We start from the raw sequence: 22,579 nt of genomic DNA on the forward strand, positions 1-22,579 counted from the left end.
CGTCGTCCTCGTCTTCGTCGGCATGCTGCTCTCCTGGCGCAAGCGGCGCTGCAGCTCGGCGACCAGGTGCGCCCGGAGGGCGGGCTCGGCCACACGGAGGTAGCTGTCGACGGTCTCGTCGCCGCGGGGCGACCAGGAGATCACGAGCAGGCCGCCCTCCTCGACGACGCGGTCGATCACGTAGCTGCCCTGGCCCGCTCCGCGCAGGAGGGCGGCCGGGATCACCGTCTCGCGCTCGCCGACGGGGGCGATCACGACGCCGCGCTCGTGGAGGCGCAGCACCGCGTTGCCGCGGAAGCCGAGCCCGGGCAGCACGACGCGCTCGAGCGGCTGCTCGAAGCGGGTCGTGGCCACGTACGGCAGGTCGACGCGCTCGACCTCGGCACCCAGCGAGGACGCGGGCACGGGCTCCGGCGCGAGGCCGGCCGAGCGGCGGCGCCGCTTGCGCCAGGAGAGCAGCATGCCGACGAAGACGAGGACGACGACCGCGGCGATGACGATCGTGATCGCGGCCCTATCCACGGGAGGCCTTCGCGGACGCGGCGACGACCGCCGCGTCGACGAGCTCGCCGTCCAGCACGGTCGGGAAGCCCCGGTGGAGAGTGGCGACGACGCGGCCCGGCAGCTCGCGACCGAGGTACGGGGAGTTGCCGCTGCGACCGCGCAGATCCCCGGCCGAGAAGCGGCGGCGCGCCTCCGGGTCGTAGAGCACGACGTTCGCGGCGGCCCCGACGGCGAGGCCTCGGTCGTAGCCGTCGAGCCGACCGATGCGGGCGGGCGCGGAGGAGAGCACGCGCGCGACGTCGGACCAGCTCATCCGGCCGTCCTCGACGACAGCGGCGTGCACCACGCTCAGCGCGCTCTCGAGGCCGACCATGCCGAACGCCGCGGCGTCCCACTCGCAGTCCTTCGCCTCCACCGGGTGCGGCGCGTGGTCGGTGGCGACGATGTCGATGGTGCCGTCGGCGAGGGCCTCGCGGAGGGCGAGCACGTCCTCGTCGCGGCGCAGCGGCGGGTTCACCTTGAAGCGGGCGTCGTAGCTCGGCCCGTCCTGGCCGGCGACGGCCTGCTCGGTGAGGAGCAGGTGGTGGGGGGTGACCTCGGCGGTCACGTCGATCCCCCGGGCCTTCGCCCAGCGGATGACGTCGACCGAGCCCGCCGTCGAGACGTGGCAGACGTGCAGGCGGGAGCCCACGTGCTCGGCGAGGAGCACGTCGCGCGCGATGATCGCCTCCTCGGCCACGGCGGGCCAGCCCTGCAGCCCGAGGGCGCTGGAGACGGCGCCCTCGTTCATCTGCGCGCCGACGGTGAGCCGCGGCTCCTGCGCGTGCTGGGCGACGACTCCGTCGAACGCTTTGACGTACTCGAGCGCGCGCCGCATCAGCAGCGCGTCCGAGACGCACTTCCCGTCGTCCGAGAAGACCCGCACGGCAGCACGGCTGCGGGCCATCGCGCCGAGCTCGGCGAGCGACTCCCCCGCCAGCCCCACGGTCACCGCACCGATCGGGCGGACCGTCGCGTAGCCGGCGTCCTCGCCCAGGCTCTGGACCTGCTCGACCACGCCCGCGGTGTCCTGCACCGGCGAGGTGTTCGCCATCGCGAAGACGGCGGTGAAGCCGCCCGCGGCCGCAGCGCGCGTGCCGGTGAGGATCGTCTCGCTCTGCTCGAACCCCGGCTCGCGGAGGTGGGTGTGCAGGTCGACCAGGCCGGGCAGCGCCAGCAGGCCGTCGGCGTCGATCACGCGGGCCCCGCTCGAGTCGAGGTCGGCGCCGATCTCGACGATCACGCCCCCGTCGATCAGCAGGTCGGCGGTCGACTCGTCGGCGAGGGTCGCTCCCGAGATCAGGATCCGCTCCGTCGCCGTGCTCGGGCGTTGCTGGGCAGTGCTCATCAGTGGACCTCCCGTTCGCCGGACAGCAGCAGGTAGAGCGCGGCCATCCGGACGGACACTCCGTTCGTGACCTGTTCGAGCACCGTGGAGCGGCTCGAATCGGCGGCCGCCGAGGAGATCTCGACGCCCCTGTTCATGGGTCCGGGGTGCATGACGATGGTATCCGGACCCAGCCGGGCGAGCCGCTCGTCGTCGAGGCCCCAGATCCGCGCGTACTCACGGCCGTTGGGGAAGAACCCGCTCGACATCCGCTCGAGCTGGATGCGCAGGAGCATCACGACGTCGGGGAGCCCGGTGTCGATCGCCTCGTCCAGATCGAAGCGGACGGTCGCGGGCCAGTCGCGCGTGTCGACCGGCACGAGGGTCGGCGGAGCGACCAGGGTGACCTCGGCGCCCAGCGCCGTCAGCAGCCAGACGTTCGAGCGCGCCACGCGCGAGTGCAGGACGTCGCCGACGATGGTCACCGCGACGCCGTCGAGGCTCTTGCCCCGGGACGCGGACGCGCCGTGCAGGCGCCGGCGGATGGTGAACGCGTCCAGGAGCGCCTGGGTCGGGTGCTCGTGGGTCCCGTCGCCGGCGTTGAGGATCGACGCGTCGATCCAGCCGCTCGCGGCCAGCACCGCGGGAGCTCCGGAGGCGCTGTGGCGGATGACCACGCCGTCGGCGCCCATCGCGGCGAGCGTCTGCGCGGTGTCCTTCAGGCTCTCGCCCTTCGAGACGCTGGAGCCCTTCGCGCTGAAGTTGATGACGTCGGCCGAGAGCCGCTTCGCCGCCGCCTCGAACGAGATCCGCGTGCGGGTGGAGTCCTCGAAGAAGAGGTTGACCACGGTCTTCCCGCGCAGGGTCGGGAGCTTCTTGACCTCGCGGTTCTGCACGTCCGCCATGTCCTCGGCGATGTCGAGGAGGGCGATCGCGCTCGCGCGGTCGAGGTCGCGGGTCGAGAGCAGGTGCTTCACGGAGCCGCCTCCTCGCCGGTGGCGTGCGACTCGATCGCGACCAGGTCCTCGCCGTCCGTCTCGACGAGCCGGACGTTGATCCGCTCGCTCAGGCTGCTCGGAAGGTTCTTGCCGACGAAGTCGGCCCGGATCGGGAGCTCGCGGTGCCCGCGGTCGACCAGCGCGGCCAGCCGCACGGCTCGCGGACGCCCGATGTCGCTGAGGGCGTCCAGGGCGGCGCGGATGGTGCGGCCCGAGAAGAGGACGTCGTCGACGAGGACCACGGTCCGGCCGTCGATGCTCGCGGGGACGGCGGTGCGAGCGGGGGTGCGGACCGGGTGCCGGGAGAGGTCGTCGCGGTACATCGTCACGTCGAGGGAGCCGGCGAAGACGGGGGCCGCGTCCGGCTCGATCCGCGCGATCGTCTCGGCGATGCGCCGCGCGAGGGCGACGCCGCGCGTGGGGATCCCGAGGATGACCAGCGACTCGGGGCCGCGGTTCGACTCGAGGATCTCGTGGGCGATGCGCGTGAGCGCTCGCGTGATGTCAGCGCCGTTGAGCACGATTCGTGCCGTCACACCGACCTCCTTCCCCGCCTCACAGGACGGCTGTTAAAGGAAAAGCCGTGTCGAGTATAGGGGCCGTCGCGCACCCCGCCGGACGGGCCCCCGGGAACGTCCTCGGCCCGCCGGATCACGGGGATCCGGCGGGCCGAGGACGGTCTCGTAGCGGTCAGGCCGTCGTGCGGGACTCCGCGACCGAGGCCAGGAGCCCGTTGATGAAGCCCGCCGAGTCGTCGGTCGACAGCGACGTCGCGGCCTCGACGGCTTCGGAGATCGCGACGCCGTCGGGGACCGCGTCATTGTGCAGGATCTCCCACACCCCGATCCGGAGGATCGCGCGGTCGACCAGCGGCATGCGCGAGAGGGTCCAGCCCTGGGCGAGGCGGGCGATCAGCTCGTCGATCTCGTCGGCGTGGTCGATGACTCCGTCGACGATCTCGCGGGCGTAGAGCCACGAGGCCTCACGAGCCGGCTCGTTCGCCGCCCGCTCGGCCTCGGCGCGCAGCGACTGGGCGAAGCTGATCTGCCGGACGTCGGCGTTGTAGAGGATGTCGAGGGCGCGCTTGCGCGCCTTCGTGCGAGCACTCACGGGAGGCCCGGCTCAGCTGACGCGGCCGAGGTAGTCGCCCGTGCGGGTGTCGACCTTGACCTTCGTGCCCTGCTCGAGGAAGAGCGGGACCTGGATCTGGTAGCCGGTCTCGACCGTCGCGGGCTTGGTGCCGCCGGTCGAGCGGTCGCCCTGGAGGCCGGGCTCCGTGTAGGTGATCTCGAGGACGACCGAGGCGGGGAGGTCGATGTAGAGGGGGTCGCCGTCGTGCAGGGCGAGGGTCACGTTCTGGTTCTCGAGCATGAAGTTCGCCGCGTCGCCGACGACCGCCTCGGGGACGGTGATCTGGTCGTAGTCGCTGGTGTCCATGAACACGAAGTCCGCGCCGTCGCGGTAGAGGTACTGGAAGTCGCGGCGGTCGACGTTGGCCGTGTCGATCTTGGCGCCCGCGTTGAAGGTCTTGTCGACGACCTTTCCGGTGAGGACGTTCTTCATCTTCGTGCGGACGAAGGCGCCGCCCTTGCCCGGCTTGACGTGCTGGAAGTCGATGACGTTCCAGAGCTGGCCGTCGATGCTGAGGACGGTGCCGTTCTTGATGTCGGTGGTAGAGGCCATGCGAAGGGGGATCCGTTTCGGTGGAAGTCTGCGCCGGCGAGCCCGGTACGCGGGCGCGGCGATATCGGCCGGTCCGGCTGACCCGTCGAGTGTAGTCGACGCGGCCCCGTCGGCAGAGGAGTCTGGACGCCGCGTGCGAATCGCCCCACCGGTCCGCCGGAGCGCGAGACGGTGGAGGACCGACCCCGAGGAGGAGCACATGGACACCGTTCCCGCCGACATCGTCGTGCCGCCCTGGTACTCGATCGCGTTCACCGCCGTGCCGATCGTCATCGCCGTCGTGATCGTGCTCGTCGTGGTGCTGATCGTCGTGAACGTGCGCCGGGCGCGCTCGCTCGGAGTGGATCCGCTGACCCTGCGGACCGACGTCGCGGCCCGCTTCGCCCGCGAGGGTCCCGGCTCCGCCCGCCCGCTCGCGGACCGGCTCGCCGAGCTGGAGGCGCTGCGAGCGGCGGGAACGATCACCGAGGCCGAGTACGCCCAGGCGCGGAGGGCGGCCCTGGGCGGAGGCTGACGGCGCCGCCCCGGCGAGGGCTCCTGCTCAGCCGGAGCTACGACCCGATCTCCTGGTACGCCGCGAACAGCAGCGACGTCTCCGGACCCTGCAGGATGCTCGGCCGCGCGATGTCGTCGAGGACCACGAAGCGCAGCATCCCCGCGCGGGTCTTCTTGTCGCGCTGCATGGCGGCGAGGAGCGTCTCCCACCGGCCGAGCGGGTAGCTCGTCGGCAGGGTCAGCGACTCGAGGACCCGGCGCTGGCGGTCCACGACCGCGTCGCTGAGCGATCCGGTCAGGCGCGAGAGCTCGGCCGCGAACATCATCCCGACGGAGACCGCCGCGCCGTGGCGCCACTGGTACCGCTCGGCGTGCTCGACCGCGTGCCCGAGGGTGTGCCCGTAGTTCAGGATCTCGCGCAGGCCCTTCTCGGTGAAGTCCTCGCCGACGACCCGCGCCTTGATCCCGATCGACAGCTCGACCAGGCTGCGGAACTCCTCCGACGTCGGGTCGGTGGCCAGGTCGATGTCGGACTCGATGATATCGAGGATGCGGGGCTCGGCGATCATCCCGTACTTCACGATCTCGCCGAAGCCGGCGAGGATCTCGTTGCGCGGGAGGCTGGTCAGCACGTCGAGATCGGCGACGACCGCCCGCGGCGCGTGGAAGGCGCCGACGAGATTCTTGCCCTCGGCCGTGTTGATGCCGGTCTTCCCGCCGACGGCCGCGTCGACCATCCCGAGCACCGTGGTCGGCACCTGCACCAGGTCGACCCCGCGGAGCCAGGTGGCGGCGACGAAGCCGGCCAGGTCGGTGATCGCGCCGCCGCCGAAGCCGACGACCACGTCCGTGCGGGTGAAGTCCGACTGCCCCATCACCTGCCAGCAGAACGCCGCGACCTCCACGCGCTTCGCGGCCTCGGCGTCCGGGACCTCGGCGAGCAGCACCTCGTAGCGCTCGAGCAGGCTCTCGCGGATCTCGGCGGCGAGGACCGCGAGGGTCGGCGGGTGCACGATGAGCACCTTCGCGGCCCGGGGGCCGATCGCGTCGGCGAGGCCGTCGAGGAGTCCGCGCCCGACGTGGATGTCGTAGCCGTTCTCTCCGGCGACGGGAATGGCGGTGGTGCCGTCGTTCATGACTGTCTTCCGCTCGGGCGGCTCGTGGCCGCCGGGTCCGATGGTGCAGGGGTGGCGGAGGAGCGCTGCGCGCGCACCCACTCCGCGATCTCGGCGGCGATCAGGGTGATCGGCCGCCGGGAGGTGTCGACCACGGTGTCCGCGAGGGACTCGTAGACCGGGCGCCGCTCGTCGAAGATGCGGACCCAGTCGCCGACCCCGCCGCGCACCAGAGGGCGGGAGCCGGAGCCGAGCCGGTCGCGGACGGCCTCGGCCGTGGTGGTGAGAAGAACGACGGGCACGTCGGCGAGGTCGGCGCGCGTCGCAGGATCGAGCACCGCTCCCCCGCCGAGGCTCAGCACGACGTCGCGGCGGACGGCGCGCTCGACGACGCGGCGCTCCTCGCGGCGGAAGGCCGGCTCGCCGTGGGCGTCGAAGTAGGGGGCGATCGGGCCGTGGGTGCGCACGAACTCCGCATCGGAGTCGACGAACCCGGCGCTCAGCGCCTTCGCGACCCGCTTGCCGATCGTCGTCTTGCCGGCCCCCATCGGGCCGATCAGGACGACGCGGGCGCGGGCCGCGCCGGTATCGTGACCCGCCATCAGCGGGCCGCCGAGGACGCGGCCATCAGGCGAGCCCGAGACCCGGGTCGCTCGCGGCGGCCGTGCGGAGCTCGTCGGGGACGGCGGCGAGGTAGCCCTGCAGGTTGCGGCGGGTCTCGGTGACGCTGTCGCCGCCGAACTTCTCGAGCACGGCGTTCGCGAGCACCAGGGCGACCATCGCCTCCGCGACGACGCCCGACGCCGGCACCGCGCAGACGTCGGAGCGCTGGTGGTGGGCGCCCGCCGCCTCACCCGTGGCGACGTCGACGGTGCGCAGGGCGTGCGGCACGGTCGCGATCGGCTTCATGCCGGCGCGGACCCGCAGCACGGTCCCCGTGCTCATCCCGCCCTCGGTGCCGCCGGCCCGGTCGCTGGACCGGGAGATCCCGGCGGCGGCCTGGAACAGCTCGTCGTGCGCCTCCGAGCCGCGGCGGGTGGTGGTGAGGAAGCCGTCTCCGACCTCGACGCCCTTGATCGCCTGGATGCCCATCAGTGCCGCCGCGAGCTGGGCGTCGAGGCGACGGTCCCAGTGCACGTAGGAGCCGAGTCCGGGCGGGAGGCCGTACGCGAGGACCTCGACCACGCCGCCGAGGGTGTCGCCGTCGTCGTGGGCGCGGTCCACCTCGGCCACCATGAGGGCGCTGGTCGCGGCGTCGTGGCAGCGCAACGGGTCCGCGTCGAGGGCGGCGACATCTGCCGGCCCGGGCAGCGGCGAGCCCTCGGGCACGCGGACCGGCCCGATGGCGAGCGTGTGGCTGACGAGCGCGATGCCGAGCTCGCCGAGGAAGCGGCGGGCGACGGCGCCGAGGGCGACGCGGGCAGCGGTCTCGCGGGCGGAAGCGCGCTCGAGCACGTTGCGGGACTCGGGGAAGCCGTACTTCTGCATCCCGACGAGGTCGGCGTGGCCCGGGCGGGGACGGGTGAGCGCGGCTCCGCGGCCCTTCGGCAGGCTCTCGGGGTCGCGGGGCTCCGCCGACATGACGTCGACCCAGCGCGGCCACTCCGTGTTGCCGATGCGCAGGGCGATGGGGCTGCCCATCGTCGCTCCGTGCCGGACGCCGGAGGAGATCGTCAGCTCGTCCTGCTCGAAGTTCATCCGGGCCCCGCGGCCGTAGCCGAGCTTCCGGCGCGCCAGATCGGCGCGGATGTCGTCGAGGGAGACGGGGACGCCCGCCGGCAGTCCTTCGAGGACGGCGACGAGTTCGGGACCGTGGGATTCCCCGGCCGTGAGCCAACGGAGCATCCTCCGATTCTGGCACACGAGGTCAGTGCGCCGGGCCCGCCGAGACGGCTCGGCGCATCGCGGCGAGCACCTCGTCCTCGCGTTCGAGAGGCAGGGCCGGGTCGCCGCCGACGAAGATCCGCACCTGCACGAGGGCCTGGTGGAGCAGCATCCCGAGCCCCGAGACGACCGGGGAGCCGCCCTGCTCCCAGCGCCGGGCGAGCGCGCTCGGCCACGGGGAGTACGCCACGTCGAACAGGGTGGAGCCCGCGACCGCCGCGTCCGGGACGTCGAGGTTGTCCGCTGCTCCGCCCGGGAGCGTCGAGATCACCAGGGGCGCTCCGGTGGACCAGTCGCCGAACGAGTGGACCGAGAGCGAGACGCCGAGCGACTCCGCGAGCGGAGCGAGCTCGGCGGCCCTCGACGCCGTCCGCAGGACGAGGTCGACCCGCGCCGCACCCAGTCCGGCGGCGGCGGCGAGGGCGGAGGCGGCGGTCGCTCCCCCGCCGAGCACCTGGACGCGCTCCGCCGAGACGACGCCCGCCTCGGCGAGGGCCCGCACGATGCCCGCGACATCGGTGTTGAAGCCGCGGAGGCGGGGTGCCGGGCCGGAGCGGTCGACCAGCACGGTGTTGACCGCGCCGGTGACCCGGGCGACCGCGTCCTCCTCGGCCAGCAGCGGACGCACCGCGTGCTTGAGCGGCATGGTCAGCGACAGGCCGTGCCAGGGCTCGCCGGACACGACCTCGGCGAGGGTCTCCTCGGTCGTCTCGACGGCACGGTAGCTCCAGTCGAGTCCGAGCACCCGGTAGGCGGCCGCGTGCAGCGCGGGCGACTTCGAGTGCGCGATCGGCGCGCCGAGGACCGCGAGGCGGTACCCGGCGGCCGTCACTGGTACTCCGGGTGGTCCCGCATCCAGGCCTGCCACTGGTCGACGGCCGCGTTGTGCTCGGCGTCGGTGGTGGAGTAGACCGTCTCGCCCGTCTCGAGGTTCACCGTGACGAAGTACATCCAGGTGCCGTCCGCGGGGTGCATGACCGCGTCGATCGCCACGTCGCCCGGGTTCGAGATCGGCGCGGGCGGCAGTCCGTCGCGCTGGTAGGTGTTGTAGACGTTGCCGGCGTCGTTCCGCTCGGCGTCCGTCGTCGAGACGCGGTCGGTCGCGCCGGTCCCGTAGGCCACGGTCGCGTCCGACTGCAGGCGCCACCCCTGGTCGAGACGGTTCTGGAACACGCGCGCGACCTTCGGGAAGTCCTCGGCGACGCGGGCCTCGCGCTGCACGAGGGAGGCGAACACGACGACGCGGTAGCGGTCGTCCACCGGCACGCCGGCCTGGTCGAGCGCCTGGTACATCCGGTCGACCAGCGTCTTCAGGATGTCGTGCGCGGGCGTCGACGGGTCGATGTCGTACGTCGCGGGGAACAGGAACCCCTCGAGGCTCGTCGCGCCGGCCGGGAGTCCGAACGAGCCCCAGTCGGCGGCGGCCGCCTCGAGGTCCGTCAGCGCGACCCCGGTGCCGTCGGCGATGAGCGGCAGCGCCTCCTTGAGGGCCGTCCCCTCGGGGATGACGAAGGTGTTCGCGAGGCGGGTCGACTCGGAGTCGAGCAGCGCCGACAGTGCGGCCTTGGCGCTCATCTCGGCCTTGAGCGAGTAGGCGCCGGGCTGGAAGACGGGCTCGGGGCTCTGGGCGAGGAGCAGGTCGTAGAACGGGTCGTAGGACTTGATGACCCCGTCCGAGACGAGGTTGTTGGCGATGTCGCTGCCGCCGTCGCCCTGGTGGATCGTGAACAGCACCTCGCTCGAGCCGGTGCCGGTGAAGTCGGTCGGCTCGGGCTCGGCGAACAGGCCGCGCACGGGCTCGAGGAAGATCGTCACGGCGATGGCGACGAGCGCGGCGAAGACGCCGAAGGCCAGGAGCCCGCCGATGAGCCCGCGGCGGCTGCGGCGCTTCTTCGCGCCGCCGGTCGCGCGAGCCGCGCGGCGCCGCTTCGGGCGCGCGTCCGGGTCGAACGCGGCGGCGTCGTCGCGGCCGCGGGGCTCGGGCACGTCGGGCCCGGTGAAGAGGCGGCCCAGCGGATCGTGCGCCTCAGTCGGCGCGGGCTGCTGCTCCGGAGTCGGGTCGGGCGGAGTCGGCTGCGACTGCTCGGCGGCGCGGGCGTCGCGGCGGCTCGGGGGGACGTCGGTCACGAGGAGGTCCTTCGTTCGGTTCGAGCAGGACTCCGGCCGGGGTGCCGGCCGAGCGCTCGGAATCGATGGCGTGCTGCAGGATCACCACGGCGGCGACCTGGTCGATCACGGCTCGGGAGCCGCGGGTGGTGCGTCCGGAGCGGTGCAGGGCGCTCTGGGCGGTGACCGTCGACAGCCGCTCGTCGACGAGCCGCACCGGAGCGGTGGGGACCGCTTCGGCGAGCAGCCGAGCGAATCCGCGCGCGTCCTCCGTCGAGGCCGTCTCGGCCCCCGACAGCGACAGCGGCAGTCCGACGATGATCGCCTGCGCATCGTACTCGGCGGCGAGGTGCGCGATCCGGGAGACGTCCGAGGATCCGCCGTCAGTGCCCGCCCGCGGGACCGTCTCGACGGGCACCGCGAGCAGGCCGTCGGCGTCGCACCGGGCGACCCCGATGCGGGCTCGGCCCACATCGATGCCGAGCCGGACGCCGAACCGGCCCATTCAGCTGGTCGCTTCCTGGACCACGGCCTCGAGTGCCGCGCCGATGGCGGAGACGTCGGAGCCGCCGCCCTGGGCGAGGTCGTCCTTGCCGCCTCCGCCGCCGCCGAGGATCCCGGCGGCGCGCTTGGCGAGCGCACCCGCGCGGCGGCCCTGATCGCGGGCGGCCTGGTTGGTGGCGACGATCACGGCGGGCTTGCCCGAGACGTCGGCGGCCAGCGCGACGACGGCCGGCTCCTGGCCGAGCCGCTCGCGGACGGAGGTCACGAGGGAGCGCAGCTCGTCGGTCGATCCCGCGGTGCCGATGTTCTCGGCGACGACGGTCGTGCCGCCCACTGTGCGGCGGGTCGCCGCGAGGGCGGGCACCCGGTCGGAGAGGGCCTTGGCCTCGAACGCGGCGATCCGCTTCTCGGCGGCCTTGAGGCTCGCGACGAGCTCGCCGATCCGCTCGGGCAGCTGCTCGCGCGGGGTCTTCAGCGAGGACGAGATCGTGCTGACGAGGGCGCGCTCGGCGGCGAGCTCCTGGAAGGCCTCGCGGCCCACGAGCGACTCGACGCGGCGGTTCGTCGATCCGACCGAGGACTCGCTGACCAGGCTGATCACGCCGACCTCGGACGAGCGCCCGACGTGGGTGCCCGCGCAGAGCTCGCGCGACCAGGGCCCGCCGATGTCGACCACGCGGACGACGTCGCCGTACTTCTCGCCGAAGAGGGCCATCGCGCCGAGCGCCTTCGCCTCGTCGATCGGGAGCTCGCGCGTGACGACCTCGAGGTTGTCCCGGATCGCGGTGTTGGCGATCTCCTCGATCTCGCTGCGGGTCTCGAGTGAGAGGGCCTGGTTCCACGAGAAGTCCAGGCGCAGGTAGCCCGCCTTGTTGTACGAGCCGGACTGGTGCGCCTGCGGGCCGAGGACCTGGCGCAGCGCGGCGTGGATGAGGTGCGTGCCCGAGTGGGCCTGCGTGGCGCCCCGGCGCCAGTCGCGGTCGACGACGGAGGTGGCGGCGTCGCCCACTCCGACCTCGCCGCTGGCGACCTGGACCTTGTGGCTGATGAGCCCCTTGACGGGCTTCTGCACGTCGAGGACCTCGAGGTCGAAGCCGGAGCCGACGATGCGGCCCGCGTCGGCCTCCTGGCCGCCGGACTCCGCGTAGAGGCTGGTCGCCTCGAGGATCACCTCCGCGATGTCGCCCGCGACCGCCTTGGTGACGGACTCCCCGCCGACGATGAGGCCGAGGATGCGCGTCTCGGTGTCGAGCACGTCGTAGCCGGTGAACAGCGTCTCGCCGTGGGCGCGGAAGTCGGCGTAGACCGAGAGGTCGGCCAGCGCCGACTTCTTCGACTTCGCGTCCGCCTTCGCCCGCGTCCGCTGCGCGGTCATGAGGGAGTCGAACGCCTCGCGGTCGACCGTCAGGCCCGACTCCTCGGCGATCTCGAGGGTGAGGTCGATCGGGAATCCGAAAGTGTCGTGCAGGAGGAACGCGGTGTCTCCCGGCAGCGTCGGCGACTCGGCCTTCTTCGTCTTCAGGACGGCGAGGTCGAGGATCTCGGTGCCGGCCGCGAGGGTGCGCAGGAACGCCTCCTCCTCGCCGTAGGCGCTGGTCGAGAGGCGCTCGAACTCGGTGGACACCTCGGGGTAGGCGGATGCCATCGCGTCGCGCGAGGCGGTGAAGAGCTCGGGGAACGTCGCGGTGTCCACTCCGAGCAGGCGCATGGCGCGCACGGTGCGGCGCATCAGGCGGCGGAGGATGTAGCCGCGCCCCTCGTTGGACGGCGTCACGCCGTCCGACAGCAGCATCAGCGAGGAGCGCACGTGGTCGGCGATGACGCGCATGCGGACGTCGTCCTCGTGGACGGCTCCGTAGCGGCGGCCCGAGAGCTCGGCGGCGCGGTCGAGGACCGGCCGGACCTGGTCGATCTCGTACATGTTCTCGACGCCCTGCTTGAGGAAGGCGACGCGCTCGAGGCCCATGCCGGTGTCGATGTTCTTGCGCGGCAGCTCGCCGAGGATGTCGAAGTCGACCTTGCTCGTGCCCTCTCCGCGGAGGTACTGCATGAAGACGAGGTTCCAGATCTCCACGTAGCGGTCGTCGTCCGTCGCCGGGCCGCCGTCGATCCCGTAGGCGGGGCCGCGGTCGAAGAAGATCTCGGAGCAGGGCCCGGCGGGGCCGGGCTGGCCGGTCGACCAGTAGTTGGTGTCCTTGTCCAGGCGCTGGATGCGCTCGTCCGGCAGTCCCGCGATCGTCTTCCAGAGCGCGATCGCCTCGTCGTCGTCCTTGTAGACGGTGACCCAGAGATCCTTCTCGTCGAAGCCCAGTCCCCCGTCGCTCTCGGCGCCGGTGAGCAGCTCCCAGGCGTAGCCGATCGCCCCCTCCTTGAAGTAGTCGCCGAAGGAGAAGTTGCCGTTCATCTGGAAGAACGTGCCGTGACGCGGCGTCTTGCCGACCTCCTCGATGTCGTTGGTGCGGATGCACTTCTGCACGCTGGTCGCGCGCGGGAACGGCGCGGGGACCACTCCGGTGAGGTAGGGCACGAACGGCACCATGCCGGCGACGGTGAAGAGGAGGCTCGGGTCCTCGCTCACGAGGGAGGCGGAGGGGACCACGGTGTGGCCGCGGCTCCCGAAGAAGTCGAGCCAGCGGTTGCGGATGTCTGCGGTCTGCATGGGTTCCGTTACGGTTCGGTCGGTGACGACGCGGATGTCGGGCGGCGGGGCGTCAGCCCTCGCCGATGGCGGCCTTCAGTTCGGCCTCGCGCTGGTGGTAGCCCTCGGAGACGGCCTCGCCGAGCTCCTTCGCGGTGCGGTTGATGTCGGCGAAGAGCCGGGCGCCCGCCTCGGTGCGCGAGACCTGGTGGGCGACCGCGAATCCGAGGCCGATCCCGATGACGATCAGGAGGATGTTCTTCACGGGGTGTCCTTCCACAGCGGCGGGGCGGGCGCGGCGGCGCGACGACCCGTTCGATTCTAGGGCGCGGGCGCGGCGCTACTTCGAGCGCGGCCGCTTCGTGCGCTTCGCGGCGGAGCGGCCGACCGCGGCTCCGGCCTTGTCGGCCGTGCGTCCGGCGACGAGCACGGCGCGGACTCCGGCGGTGAAGCCGGCGAGCTTGATCAGCGGACCGCCGACGGTCGCGGCCGTGAGGGCGACGAGCGCGTTGACGTTGCCGGTGACCTCGGCGACGTCCTTCGTGATCGTGTCCACCCGGGCCAGCTGGTGGTTGGCCTCGCGGAGGGTGGAGGCCGACTCGTCGAGGATCGGCGTCAGGCCGTCGCCGGCCTGCTTGATGGCCTCGCTCGTGCTGTCGAAGACGCGTCCGAGCTTCCAGAGCGGGACGGCGGTGATCGCCACCAGGATCGCGAACACCCCCGCGGCGATGAGCCCTGCGATGTCTCCACCGGTCACGGTGACCTCCGTTCGATGCCGCCCAGCGCGGCACTCCAGCCTACCGACGGGCTGCGAGCGGGCGTGCGCGCCGGGTCCCCGCGTGCGATCTGCAAGTGCCTGTGCCGTGTGCAGGTGTCCATGCGGTCTGCAGGTGACCGTGCCGTGTGCAGGGGTCCGTGCCGAGACGCCGTGCCGTCTGCAGGTGACCGTGCCTGGCCGCCGTGCCGTCTGCACGGGGCGGATGTGCCGTCTGCAGGGCGCGGGTGTGCCGTCTGCAGGGCGCTGTGCCGTCTGCAGGGGGCGGAGGTGCCGTCTGCAGGTCCTGCAGGGCGAATCGCCTGTTTTTCCACATGATCGGAGTCGGAACCCCGACATCCCCTGTAGATCGCACCTTCCCCTGTAGATCGCACCTTCCCCTGCAGATCGCGCAGGTGCCTGCAGATCGCGCAGGTCCCCTGCAGGTCGCGCAGGTGCGTGCAGATCGCGCAAGTGCCTGCAGATCGCGCAAGTGCCTGCAGATCGCGCAGGTGCCTGCAGATCGCACGCCGAGACCCCGGGAACGGGAAAGGCCCCGGTGCGGACACCGGGGCCTTTCTCTGCGGGGCTGGACTCAGCGGGCCGCGTAGTACTCGACGACGAGCTGCACTTCGCAGGTCACGGGGACCTCGGCGCGCTTCGGGCGGCGCAGGAGCGTCGCCTGCAGCTTGTCGATCTCGACCTCGAGGTAGCCCGGGGTCTTGGGGAGGACGTCGACGTGTCCACCGGCGGCGGCGACCTGGAAGGGCTCGGTGCCCTCGGAGCGGGTCTTGACGTGGATGACCTGGCCCGGCTTCACGCGGAAGGAGGGGCGGTCGACCGTCTTGCCGTCCACCATGATGTGGCGGTGGGTGACGAACTGGCGCGCCTGCGCGGTGGTACGGGCGAAGCCCGAGCGCAGGACGAGGGCGTCGAGGCGCATCTCGAGGAGCTCGACCAGGTTCTCACCGGTCAGGCCCTGGGTGCGGCGCGCCTCCTGGAAGGCGATGCGGAGCTGCTTCTCGCGGATGCCGTACTGGGCGCGCAGACGCTGCTTCTCACGCAGGCGGACCGCGTAGTCGGAGTCGGCCTTGCGCTTCGAGCGGCCGTGCTCACCGGGAGCGTAGGGACGCTTCTCGAGGTAGCGGGCGGCCTTCGGGGTCAGGGGGATGCCGAGGGCGCGCGAGAGGCGCGTCTTCGAACGGGTACGGGACGTGGTCGACACAGTAGTCCTTCCAAGGTCTGAGAGGTTCGGTCGCAGCTCTCGACCGCCGGCTCCGGGAGGAGGGCGGACGCCGCGGTCGTGTCCTCCGCGGGTGCGGGGGAAGGGTGACCGCAGTGGCGGGCTGCGCGATTCAGAGGGATGTGCTGCTCCGCTCGGCTACAGAGCGGTGGGCAACCTCGCAAGACTATCAGGCCGCGGCCTCCCGTGCGGGTCCCGCGAGCACGCGGTCGGCGAGGTCAGCCCCGGTCGCCGCGGATGATGCGCAGGAGCTTCGCCAGGCGCGCGGAGACGTCGCGCTCGTTGCCGTGCTCGGTGGGCCGGTAGTACCGCGCGCCCTGGAGCGGGTCCGGGAGGTACTGCTGCTCGAGCACGCCGAGGTCGGCGTCGTGCGGGTACCGGTAGCCCTTGCCGTGGCCGAGCTTCTTGGCGCCGGGGTAGTGCGCGTCGCGCAGGTGCGGCGGGACCCGCCCCGCGCGGCCCGCACGCACGTCCGCGATGGCCGCGTCGATGGCGGAGTAGGACGCGTTCGACTTCGGAGCGGTCGCCAGGTGCACGACCGCCTGGGCGAGCGGGATGCGTCCCTCCGGCATGCCGATGAACTGCACGGCGTCGGCCGCGGCGATCGCGACGACGAGCGCCTGCGGGTCGGCCATGCCGATGTCCTCGGACGCGGAGACGATGATGCGGCGCGCGATGAACCGCGGATCCTCCCCCGCCTCGATCATCCGGGCCAGGTAGTGGAGCGCCGCGTCGACGTCGGAGCCCCGGATGGACTTGATGAAGGCGCTGATGACGTCGTAGTGCTCGTCGCCGTTGCGGTCGTAGCGCAGCAGGGCGCGGTCGACGGCGCGCGCGACGACCTCGGTCGTGATGACGGGGAGCGCGGGCTCCTCGGCGACCGCCTCGACGGGAGCGTCCTCCTCGTCGTCCTCCTCGTCCGGGTCCTCCGCGGCGGCGGCCCGGGCGACCCGGTCGGCCTCGCGGGCCTCCGAGCGGGCGGAGGTGGCGGCGGCCTCGAGCGCGGTCAGCGCCCGCCGGGCGTCTCCGGAGGCGAGCCGCACGATGCTCGCCCGGGCCTCCTCCTCCAGCGTCACGGAGTCGCGGAGGCCCCGCTCGTCGTGCAGGGCGCGGTCGACCAGGACGCCCAGGTCGTCGTCGCTGAGCGGCTCGAGGGTCAGCAGGAGCGAGCGCGAGAGCAGCGGCGCGATCACCGAGAACGAGGGGTTCTCGGTCGTGGCCGCGATGAGGATGACCCACCCGTTCTCGACCCCGGGCAGCAGCGCGTCCTGCTGGGCCTTCGTGAAGCGGTGGATCTCGTCGAGGAAGAGCACCGTCGACGTGCCGTAGAGGTCGCGGGTGGAGAGCGCCTCCTCCATCACCTGCCGCACGTCCTTCACGCCCGCCGTGACGGCGGAGAGCTCGACGAAGCGGCGGCCGCTGGAGTGGGCCACCGCCTGCGCGAGCGTGGTCTTGCCCGTGCCCGGAGGGCCCCAGAGGATGACGGACACCGCTCCCCGCTCCCCCGTCGTGTCGGCGGCGAGGGCGACCAGGGGCGAGCCGGGCGTGAGGAGATGGCGCTGACCGGCGACCTCCTCGAGGCTGCGCGGCCGCATCCGCACGGCGAGCGGAGTCGCCCCGGAGCGGAGTCCGGCCTGCTGCATGGTCATGCCCCCAGCGTAACGACGGCCTCCGACAGATCCCCGGCCCGACCGCTCGGCGCGACGGAGCGGCGTTTGTCGCGCCTCCGGCGGTTCTCGTAGGCTCGACGCGGCCTGCGTGCGCGGGCCGCCGCGCCGAAGCCGCGCGGACGAGGACGTCGGAGGAACACGTGGCCCAGGGCAAGTCGAACGACCGCGAGGCGCGCACCCGGCTCCGGGCCTACCAGGCCCGTCAGAGCCTCCACCGCTCGAGGCAGAAGCGGCGCGTGCGCGACAACGTGATCGCGGCGATCGCCGCCGTCGTCGTGATCGGGCTCGCCGTCGTCGCCCAGATCCTCTACTTCTCCGGCGGCCCCGGCACGCCGGTCGCCGCGCCGACCCCCTCCTCCTCCTCGACCCCGACGCCCGAAGCGACGGGCGAGAACACCGGCGACGTGCCCTCCTCGGACATCGCCGAGGGCCGCGACTGGACGGGCACGCTCACGATCGGCGAGGACCCGCTGGGCATCACGCTCGCCGGCGCCGCCGCACCGCAGGCCGTCTCGTCCTTCATCTCGCTGACGCAGTCCGGCTTCTACGACGGCGTCTCCTGCCACCGCCTCACCACCGAGGGCCTCTACGTCCTCCAGTGCGGCGACCCGAACGGCGACGGCACCGGCGGACCGGGCTACAGCTACGGCCCCGTCGAGAACGCGCCCGAGGACGGCGTCTACCCGGCCGGGACCATCGCGATGGCCCGTCAGGGCGGCAACGGCTACAGCCAGGGCAGCCAGTTCTTCGTCGTCTACCAGGACACGACCCTGCCCGCCGACGCGGCCGGCGGGTACACCGTGCTCGGGCAGGTCACCTCGGGGCTGGACGCGCTGGTCGCCGACGTCGTGTCGAAGGGCACGGCCGACGGATCGAGTGACGGCGCACCCGCCGAGCCCGTGACCATCACGTCCGTCTCCGTCCAGTAGCCGCACCCGCGGCGTCGTCACGGTCCGCCCGCGCGGGGAGTGCAATAGGCTTGTCGTCACTGCCCGTTCGCGGCCGAGCGCGGTCTTCGGCCCTCCGGCCGTCGAGCCCCACCGGCCGACGACGCGACGGGCACCGAGAAGCACGACATCGAACAGCAAGGTGAGGCTCCGAGCGATGAGTGACCAGCAGCCGTGGGGACGGGTCGGCGACGACGGGACGGTCTACGTCCGCGTCGGCGACGGGGAGCGAGAGGTCGGCCAGTACCCCGATGCGACTCCCGAGGAGGCGCTCGCCTACTACGAGCGCAAGTACACGGAGCTCGCCGGGCAGGTCTCCCTGCTCGAGCAGCGCGCCAAGCGGGGCGCACCCGCCGGAGACGTCGCACGCACGGTGCAGTCGCTGTCCGCGGCCATCGCGCAGGCGAACGCGGTCGGCGACCTCGAGTCGCTGCAGACCCGGGTCGACGCGCTGAGCGGCTCCGTCGAGGATCTGACCGAGCAGCAGGCGGCCGAGTCCAAGGCCGCGCTGTCCGAGGCCCTCGCCTACCGCGAGGCCATCGTCGCCGAGGCCGAGGCCCTGGCGGCGGTCGACCCGGCGAAGACGCAGTGGAAGCAGGCCAGCGCTGCCATCGACGACCTCTTCGCCCGCTGGCAGAACCACCAGCAGCAGGGTCCGCGCCTGCCCAAGAACGACGCGAACGAGCTGTGGCGCCGGTTCCGCGGTGCGCGCACCACGATCGAGCAGAACCGCAAGGCGTTCTTCGCCGACCTCGACTCCGCGCACCGCGAGGCCAAGCAGGCCAAGCAGGCGCTGATCGACCAGGCCGAGGCGCTGGTGCCGCAGGGCGCGGACGCCATCCCGGACTACCGGGCGCTCCTCGAGCGCTGGCGTGTCGCAGGCCGGGCCGGCAAGCGGTTCGACGACGCGCTCTGGGCCCGCTTCAAGGCCGCCGGCGACGCGATCTACGGCGCCAAGGCCGAGATCGTCGCGCAGGAGAGCGTCGAGTACACCGAGAACCTCGACCTCAAGCTCGCCCTCCTCGAGGAGGCGGAGCCGCTCCTGCAGGAGCAGGACCGCGAGAAGGCCAAGCGGGTGCTGCTCTCGATCCAGGAGCGCTGGGACGCCGTCGGCCGCGTGCCGCGCGAGCAGGTGCGCACGGTCGAGGACCGCCTCCGCAAGGTCGAGGCGCATGTCCGCAAGCTCGACGAGGAGCACTGGAACCGGAGCAACCCGGAGCGCAAGGCCCGCTCCGAGGGCCTCGCCTCGCAGCTGACCGCCGCGATCCAGAAGCTCCAGGACGAGCTCGACGAGGCGAAGGCGCGCGGCGACCGCGACGCGATCGCCCAGGCTCAGGAGGCGCTCGACGCCCGCAAGGTCTGGCTCGACGCGATCGGCTAGACCCGCTCCGGCGGATCCCTCCACAGATCCGCTCGCGACGCTCCGGAGGGGAGGCGCATCGGCCAGCATGGCCGGATGCGCCTCCCCTCCGTCCTCCTCCCCGGGCATCTCCCCCTCGCGGAGCTGTGCGCCGCACGCCTCGACGGCGAGCTGGTCGCGCTCGACGAGGGCTTCCTCGTCGCGGACCTGCCCCTGGGGGCGTCCGAGCGGGCAGCCTCCCTGCGCTCGCTGCTCCCCCGCGGCGCCGTCGCCGATCGTCTCTCCGCCGCCTGGGTGCACGGAGCGACGCACGACCCGCCGCCGGTGCACAGCGCCTCCATCGACCGGCGGAAGCGCCGACAGGTGCCGTCGAACCCCCGCCTGCGCTGCCATGAAGTGCTGCTCGACGAGGACGACGTCGTCCTCCTCGGCGGGACGCCGGTCACGTCGCCTGCCCGAACGCTGATCGACCTCGCCCGGACGGAGGACGCGGGCTCGATCCTCCGGGCGCTCTCGCGCAGCACCCGGACCGGGCTGGCCGCCGTCGTCGCGAGACTCGAGGAGGGCAGCGCCGTCGCCGGACGGAGGATCGTCGGACGACGGCTGCGGGCGGCACTCGACGAGACGCCGCCCGGAGATCAGCCCCCGTTGACCCGATAGACGTCGTAGACGGCGTCGATCCGGCGCACGGCGTTCAGCACGCGGTCCAGGTGGGTCGTGTCGCCCATCTCGAAGACGAACCGGCTGATCGCCAGCCGGTCGCTCGAGGTCGAGACCGTCGCCGAGAGGATGTTGACGTGGTGCTCCGAGAGCACGCGCGTCACGTCGCTCAGCAGGCCCGAGCGGTCCAGCGCCTCGACCTGGATCTGCACGAGGAAGATGCTCTTGGAGGACGGCGCCCACTCGACGTCGACGATCCGCTCCGGCTCCTTGAGCAGCTCCTGCACGTTGTGGCAGTTCGCCTGGTGCACGGAGACGCCGGCTCCCCGCGTCACGAATCCGACGATCTGGTCGCCCGGAACCGGGGTGCAGCACTTCGCGAGCTTGACCAGGATGTCCGGCGCGCCCTTCACGAGGACGCCCGACTCGCTGCTCCGGCTCCGCGGCCGGGGCGAGCGCGGGAGGGTGACCTCGTTCTCGTCCGACTCCGGATCGCCCTGGATGGAGGAGACGACCTTCTCGAGCACCGACTGTGTCGAGACGTGGCCCTCGCCGACGGCCGCGTAGAGCGCCTCGACGTCGTTGTAGCGCAGCTGGCTGGCCACCTCGGTGAAGGTGTCCTGGCTCATCAGCTTCTGCAGCGGGAGGTTCTGCTTCCGCATCGCCCGGGCGATGGAGTCCTTGCCCTGCTCGATCGCCTCGTCGCGCCGCTCTTTGGTGAACCACTGGCGGATCTTGTTGCGGGCCCGCGGGCTCTGGACGAAGTGGAGCCAGTCCTGGCTCGGTCCCGAGTCGGGGTTCTTCGAGGTGAAGACCTCGACCACGTCGCCCGTCGTCAGAGCGGACTCCAGCGGCACGAGGCGCCCGTTGACCTTGGCGCCCATCGTCCGGTGCCCGACCTCGGTGTGCACCGCGTAGGCGAAGTCGACCGGGGTCGCGCCGGTCGGCAGGCCGATCACGCGTCCCTTCGGGGTGAAGACGTAGACCTCCTTGGCGCCGATCTCGAAGCGGAGGGAGTCGAGGAACTCGTTCGGGTCGGTGGTCTCCGACTGCCAGTCCGAGAGGTGCGCGAGCCAGGCGAGGTCGGTGTCGTTCGATCCGGAGGTGGGCACCTTGCCGGTGGCCATCTGCTCCTTGTACTTCCAGTGCGCCGCGATGCCGAACTCCGCGTGCTGGTGCATCTCGTTGGTGCGGATCTGGATCTCGACCGCACGGCCCTTCGGCCCGACCACCGTCGTGTGCAGCGACTGGTAGAGGTTGAACTTCGGAGTGGCGATGTAGTCCTTGAACCGGCCCGGCATCGGCGTCCAGCGGGCGTGGATCGAGCCGAGCACGGCGTAGCAGTCGCGCACCGAGTTCACGAGGACGCGGATGCCGACCAGGTCGTAGATCTCGTCGAACTCGCGACCGCGGACGACCATCTTCTGGTAGATCGAGTAGTACTGCTTCGGCCGGCCGACGACGCGACCGCGGATCCGCCCGGCCCGCAGGTCCTCGCTGATCAGGTCGATGACGTTCTGCACGAACTCCTCGCGCTGCGGCGTCCGCCGCTTCACCAGGCTCTCGATCTCGTTGTAGATCTTGGGGTAGAGCACCGCGAAGGACAGGTCCTCGAGCTCCCACTTGATGGCCTGGATGCCGAGGCGGTGCGCCAGCGGCGCGTAGATCTCGAGGGTCTCAGTGGCCTTGCGGGCCGCGGACTCGGCGGGGACGAAGCCCCAGGTCCGCGCGTTGTGGAGGCGGTCGGCGAGCTTGATGATCAGGACGCGGATGTCCTTCGACATCGCCACGATCATCTTGCGGACGGTCTCGGCCTGCGCGCTGTCGCCGTACTTGACCTTGTCGAGCTTGGTGACGCCGTCGACGAGCATCGCGACCTCGTCGCCGAAGTCCGCGCGGAGCTCGTCGAGCTGGTAGTCGGTGTCCTCGACGGTGTCGTGCAGCAGCGCGGCCGCGATCGTCTTCGAGCCGATGCCGAGATCGGCGAGGATCTGCGCGACGGCCAGCGGATGCGTGATGTACGGCTCACCGCTGCGGCGCTTCTGGTTCGCGTGCGCCCGCTCGGCGACCGAGTACGCGCGCTCGATGAGCGCGATGTCGCTCTTGGGGTGGTGCATCCGGACGGTGCGGACGAGGGTGTCGACGGCGCCGGAGGGCTGCGCGCGCGAGAAGATCCGCGGGACCAGTCTGCGCAGGGCAGCGGTCGAGGACGTCGTCGTCGTTTCCGTCACGCGAGGATCTCCATCGCCCCATTATCGCCCGTGCGGACGATGCCGATGACCGTTCCGCCCGGGGCGGACGGTACCGGCGTCAGCCGATGCGTCCCGGACGCCCCTCGCCGTCGACCACGTCGCCGCCCGCCGCGGCCCAGGCGGTCATGCCGGCGTCGACGTTGGCGACCTCGTAGCCGGCGCCGTCGAGGGCCTGCGTCACCATCGCGGAGCGGACTCCGGAGTGGCAGACCACCAGGATCGCCGTATCGGCCGGGAGCTCGTCCTGCCGGGCGCCGATCTCCCCCATCGGGATGTGGTGGGCGGCAGGAGCGTGCCCCGCCGCCCATTCGTGCGGCTCGCGGACGTCGAGCAGCCAGACCTCGTCGCGCTGGACGAGTCCGACGGCGTCGGCCGCGGTGACCTGGGCGTAGTCGGCCAC

At 72.2% G+C, this 22,579-nt stretch carries 22 protein-coding genes and 1 pseudogene; 4 read left to right on the top strand and 19 right to left on the bottom strand.

From position 1 onward, the window contains the following. From C5C24_RS14300 to efp, 6 genes are all read right to left on the bottom strand, one after another. Positions 1–522 (bottom strand): hypothetical protein (locus C5C24_RS14300; protein ID WP_104305289.1); only part of this gene is annotated, 522 nt, incomplete at its 3' end. After that, complete coding sequence (locus C5C24_RS14305; RefSeq protein WP_104305290.1) at positions 515–1,891, bottom strand: dihydroorotase; 1,377 nt, start codon at positions 1,889–1,891, stop codon at positions 515–517. The genes C5C24_RS14300 and C5C24_RS14305, both read right to left, overlap by 8 nt. Continuing rightward, a complete protein-coding gene (locus C5C24_RS14310; RefSeq protein WP_104277683.1) occupies positions 1,891–2,847 on the bottom strand; it encodes an aspartate carbamoyltransferase catalytic subunit in 957 nt (318 codons plus the stop codon). The genes C5C24_RS14305 and C5C24_RS14310 overlap by 1 nt, the downstream gene beginning before the upstream one ends. After that, positions 2,844–3,404 (bottom strand): bifunctional pyr operon transcriptional regulator/uracil phosphoribosyltransferase PyrR, encoded by a 561-nt coding sequence (pyrR, locus tag C5C24_RS14315; RefSeq protein WP_104277682.1) that lies wholly within the window; start codon positions 3,402–3,404, stop codon positions 2,844–2,846. The genes C5C24_RS14310 and pyrR overlap by 4 nt, the downstream gene beginning before the upstream one ends. A 154-nt stretch (positions 3,405–3,558) precedes the next feature. Next, complete coding sequence (gene nusB, locus C5C24_RS14320) at positions 3,559–3,978, bottom strand: transcription antitermination factor NusB (RefSeq protein WP_104224751.1); 420 nt, start codon at positions 3,976–3,978, stop codon at positions 3,559–3,561. 12 nt (positions 3,979–3,990) lie between these two features. After that, the gene (efp, locus tag C5C24_RS14325; RefSeq protein WP_068210208.1) at positions 3,991–4,551 is read right to left on the bottom strand and encodes an elongation factor P; all 561 of its coding nucleotides are present in this window, start codon (positions 4,549–4,551) and stop codon (positions 3,991–3,993) included. Between the two features lie 199 nt (positions 4,552–4,750). Between efp and C5C24_RS14330 the strand changes: the two genes are divergently transcribed. Continuing rightward, complete coding sequence (locus tag C5C24_RS14330; protein ID WP_104277681.1) at positions 4,751–5,065, top strand: SHOCT domain-containing protein; 315 nt, start codon at positions 4,751–4,753, stop codon at positions 5,063–5,065. A gap of 37 nt (positions 5,066–5,102) precedes the next feature. Here C5C24_RS14330 and aroB read toward each other — a convergent pair whose 3' ends face one another. From aroB to C5C24_RS14385, 11 genes and pseudogenes are all read right to left on the bottom strand, one after another. Continuing rightward, positions 5,103–6,182, bottom strand: coding sequence for a 3-dehydroquinate synthase (gene aroB, locus C5C24_RS14335; RefSeq protein ID WP_104224752.1), 1,080 nt, complete (start codon positions 6,180–6,182; stop codon positions 5,103–5,105). Then, a complete protein-coding gene (locus tag C5C24_RS14340; RefSeq protein WP_104280649.1) occupies positions 6,179–6,763 on the bottom strand; it encodes a shikimate kinase in 585 nt (194 codons plus the stop codon). The genes aroB and C5C24_RS14340 overlap by 4 nt, the downstream gene beginning before the upstream one ends. Before the next feature lie 25 nt (positions 6,764–6,788). Then, entirely contained in the window at positions 6,789–8,006 is a 1,218-nt protein-coding gene (gene aroC, locus C5C24_RS14345) for a chorismate synthase (protein ID WP_104305291.1), read from the bottom strand. A 22-nt stretch (positions 8,007–8,028) separates the two neighbouring features. Further along, complete coding sequence (locus tag C5C24_RS14350) at positions 8,029–8,877, bottom strand: shikimate dehydrogenase (protein WP_258065276.1); 849 nt, start codon at positions 8,875–8,877, stop codon at positions 8,029–8,031. Continuing rightward, positions 8,874–10,172 (bottom strand): endolytic transglycosylase MltG, encoded by a 1,299-nt coding sequence (mltG, locus tag C5C24_RS14355; protein ID WP_181118419.1) that lies wholly within the window; start codon positions 10,170–10,172, stop codon positions 8,874–8,876. Before mltG ends, C5C24_RS14350 begins: the two co-directional genes overlap by 4 nt. Before the next feature lie 10 nt (positions 10,173–10,182). Next, positions 10,183–10,656 (bottom strand): annotated as a pseudogene (gene ruvX / locus C5C24_RS14360) (Holliday junction resolvase RuvX); the annotation flags it as partial. Then, positions 10,657–13,314: an alanine--tRNA ligase gene (gene alaS / locus C5C24_RS14365; RefSeq protein WP_104305292.1), complete on the bottom strand. Its 2,658-nt coding sequence runs from the start codon at positions 13,312–13,314 to the stop codon at positions 10,657–10,659. A gap of 52 nt (positions 13,315–13,366) precedes the next feature. Next, positions 13,367–13,558 (bottom strand): hypothetical protein, encoded by a 192-nt coding sequence (locus C5C24_RS14370; RefSeq protein ID WP_104225329.1) that lies wholly within the window; start codon positions 13,556–13,558, stop codon positions 13,367–13,369. Between the two features lie 75 nt (positions 13,559–13,633). Beyond that, a complete protein-coding gene (locus C5C24_RS14375; protein ID WP_104277674.1) occupies positions 13,634–14,050 on the bottom strand; it encodes a DUF948 domain-containing protein in 417 nt (138 codons plus the stop codon). A 592-nt stretch (positions 14,051–14,642) separates the two neighbouring features. Next, complete coding sequence (gene rpsD / locus C5C24_RS14380; protein ID WP_068210518.1) at positions 14,643–15,272, bottom strand: 30S ribosomal protein S4; 630 nt, start codon at positions 15,270–15,272, stop codon at positions 14,643–14,645. Between the two features lie 236 nt (positions 15,273–15,508). After that, positions 15,509–16,939 carry a replication-associated recombination protein A gene (locus C5C24_RS14385; RefSeq protein ID WP_104277673.1) on the bottom strand — a complete coding sequence of 477 codons (1,431 nt, stop codon included), beginning with the start codon at positions 16,937–16,939 and terminating at the stop codon, positions 15,509–15,511. A 161-nt stretch (positions 16,940–17,100) separates the two neighbouring features. Here C5C24_RS14385 and C5C24_RS14390 point away from each other — a divergent pair, with 161 nt between their 5' ends. From C5C24_RS14390 to C5C24_RS14400, 3 genes are all read left to right on the top strand, one after another. Continuing rightward, positions 17,101–17,889 carry a peptidylprolyl isomerase gene (locus C5C24_RS14390; protein ID WP_104277672.1) on the top strand — a complete coding sequence of 263 codons (789 nt, stop codon included), beginning with the start codon at positions 17,101–17,103 and terminating at the stop codon, positions 17,887–17,889. Between the two features lie 175 nt (positions 17,890–18,064). Further along, the gene (locus C5C24_RS14395; protein ID WP_104224762.1) at positions 18,065–19,288 is read left to right on the top strand and encodes a DUF349 domain-containing protein; all 1,224 of its coding nucleotides are present in this window, start codon (positions 18,065–18,067) and stop codon (positions 19,286–19,288) included. A gap of 75 nt (positions 19,289–19,363) precedes the next feature. Beyond that, on the top strand, positions 19,364–19,927 hold the full coding sequence (locus C5C24_RS14400; protein WP_104277671.1) for a type IV toxin-antitoxin system AbiEi family antitoxin: 564 nt from the start codon (positions 19,364–19,366) through the stop codon (positions 19,925–19,927). Here C5C24_RS14400 and C5C24_RS14405 read toward each other — a convergent pair. Together C5C24_RS14405 and C5C24_RS14410 are read right to left on the bottom strand one after the other, a co-directional pair. After that, positions 19,906–22,158, bottom strand: a complete 2,253-nt coding sequence (locus C5C24_RS14405) for a bifunctional (p)ppGpp synthetase/guanosine-3',5'-bis(diphosphate) 3'-pyrophosphohydrolase (protein ID WP_104224764.1) — start codon at positions 22,156–22,158, stop codon at positions 19,906–19,908. The two genes, C5C24_RS14400 and C5C24_RS14405, sit on opposite strands and share 22 nt — an antisense overlap. 79 nt (positions 22,159–22,237) lie before the next feature. Next, positions 22,238–22,579: a rhodanese-like domain-containing protein gene (locus C5C24_RS14410; protein ID WP_104277670.1), complete on the bottom strand. Its 342-nt coding sequence runs from the start codon at positions 22,577–22,579 to the stop codon at positions 22,238–22,240.

It is taken from the genome of Rathayibacter sp. AY2B3, from assembly GCF_002931755.1.
GTDB lineage: Bacteria > Actinomycetota > Actinomycetes > Actinomycetales > Microbacteriaceae > Rathayibacter.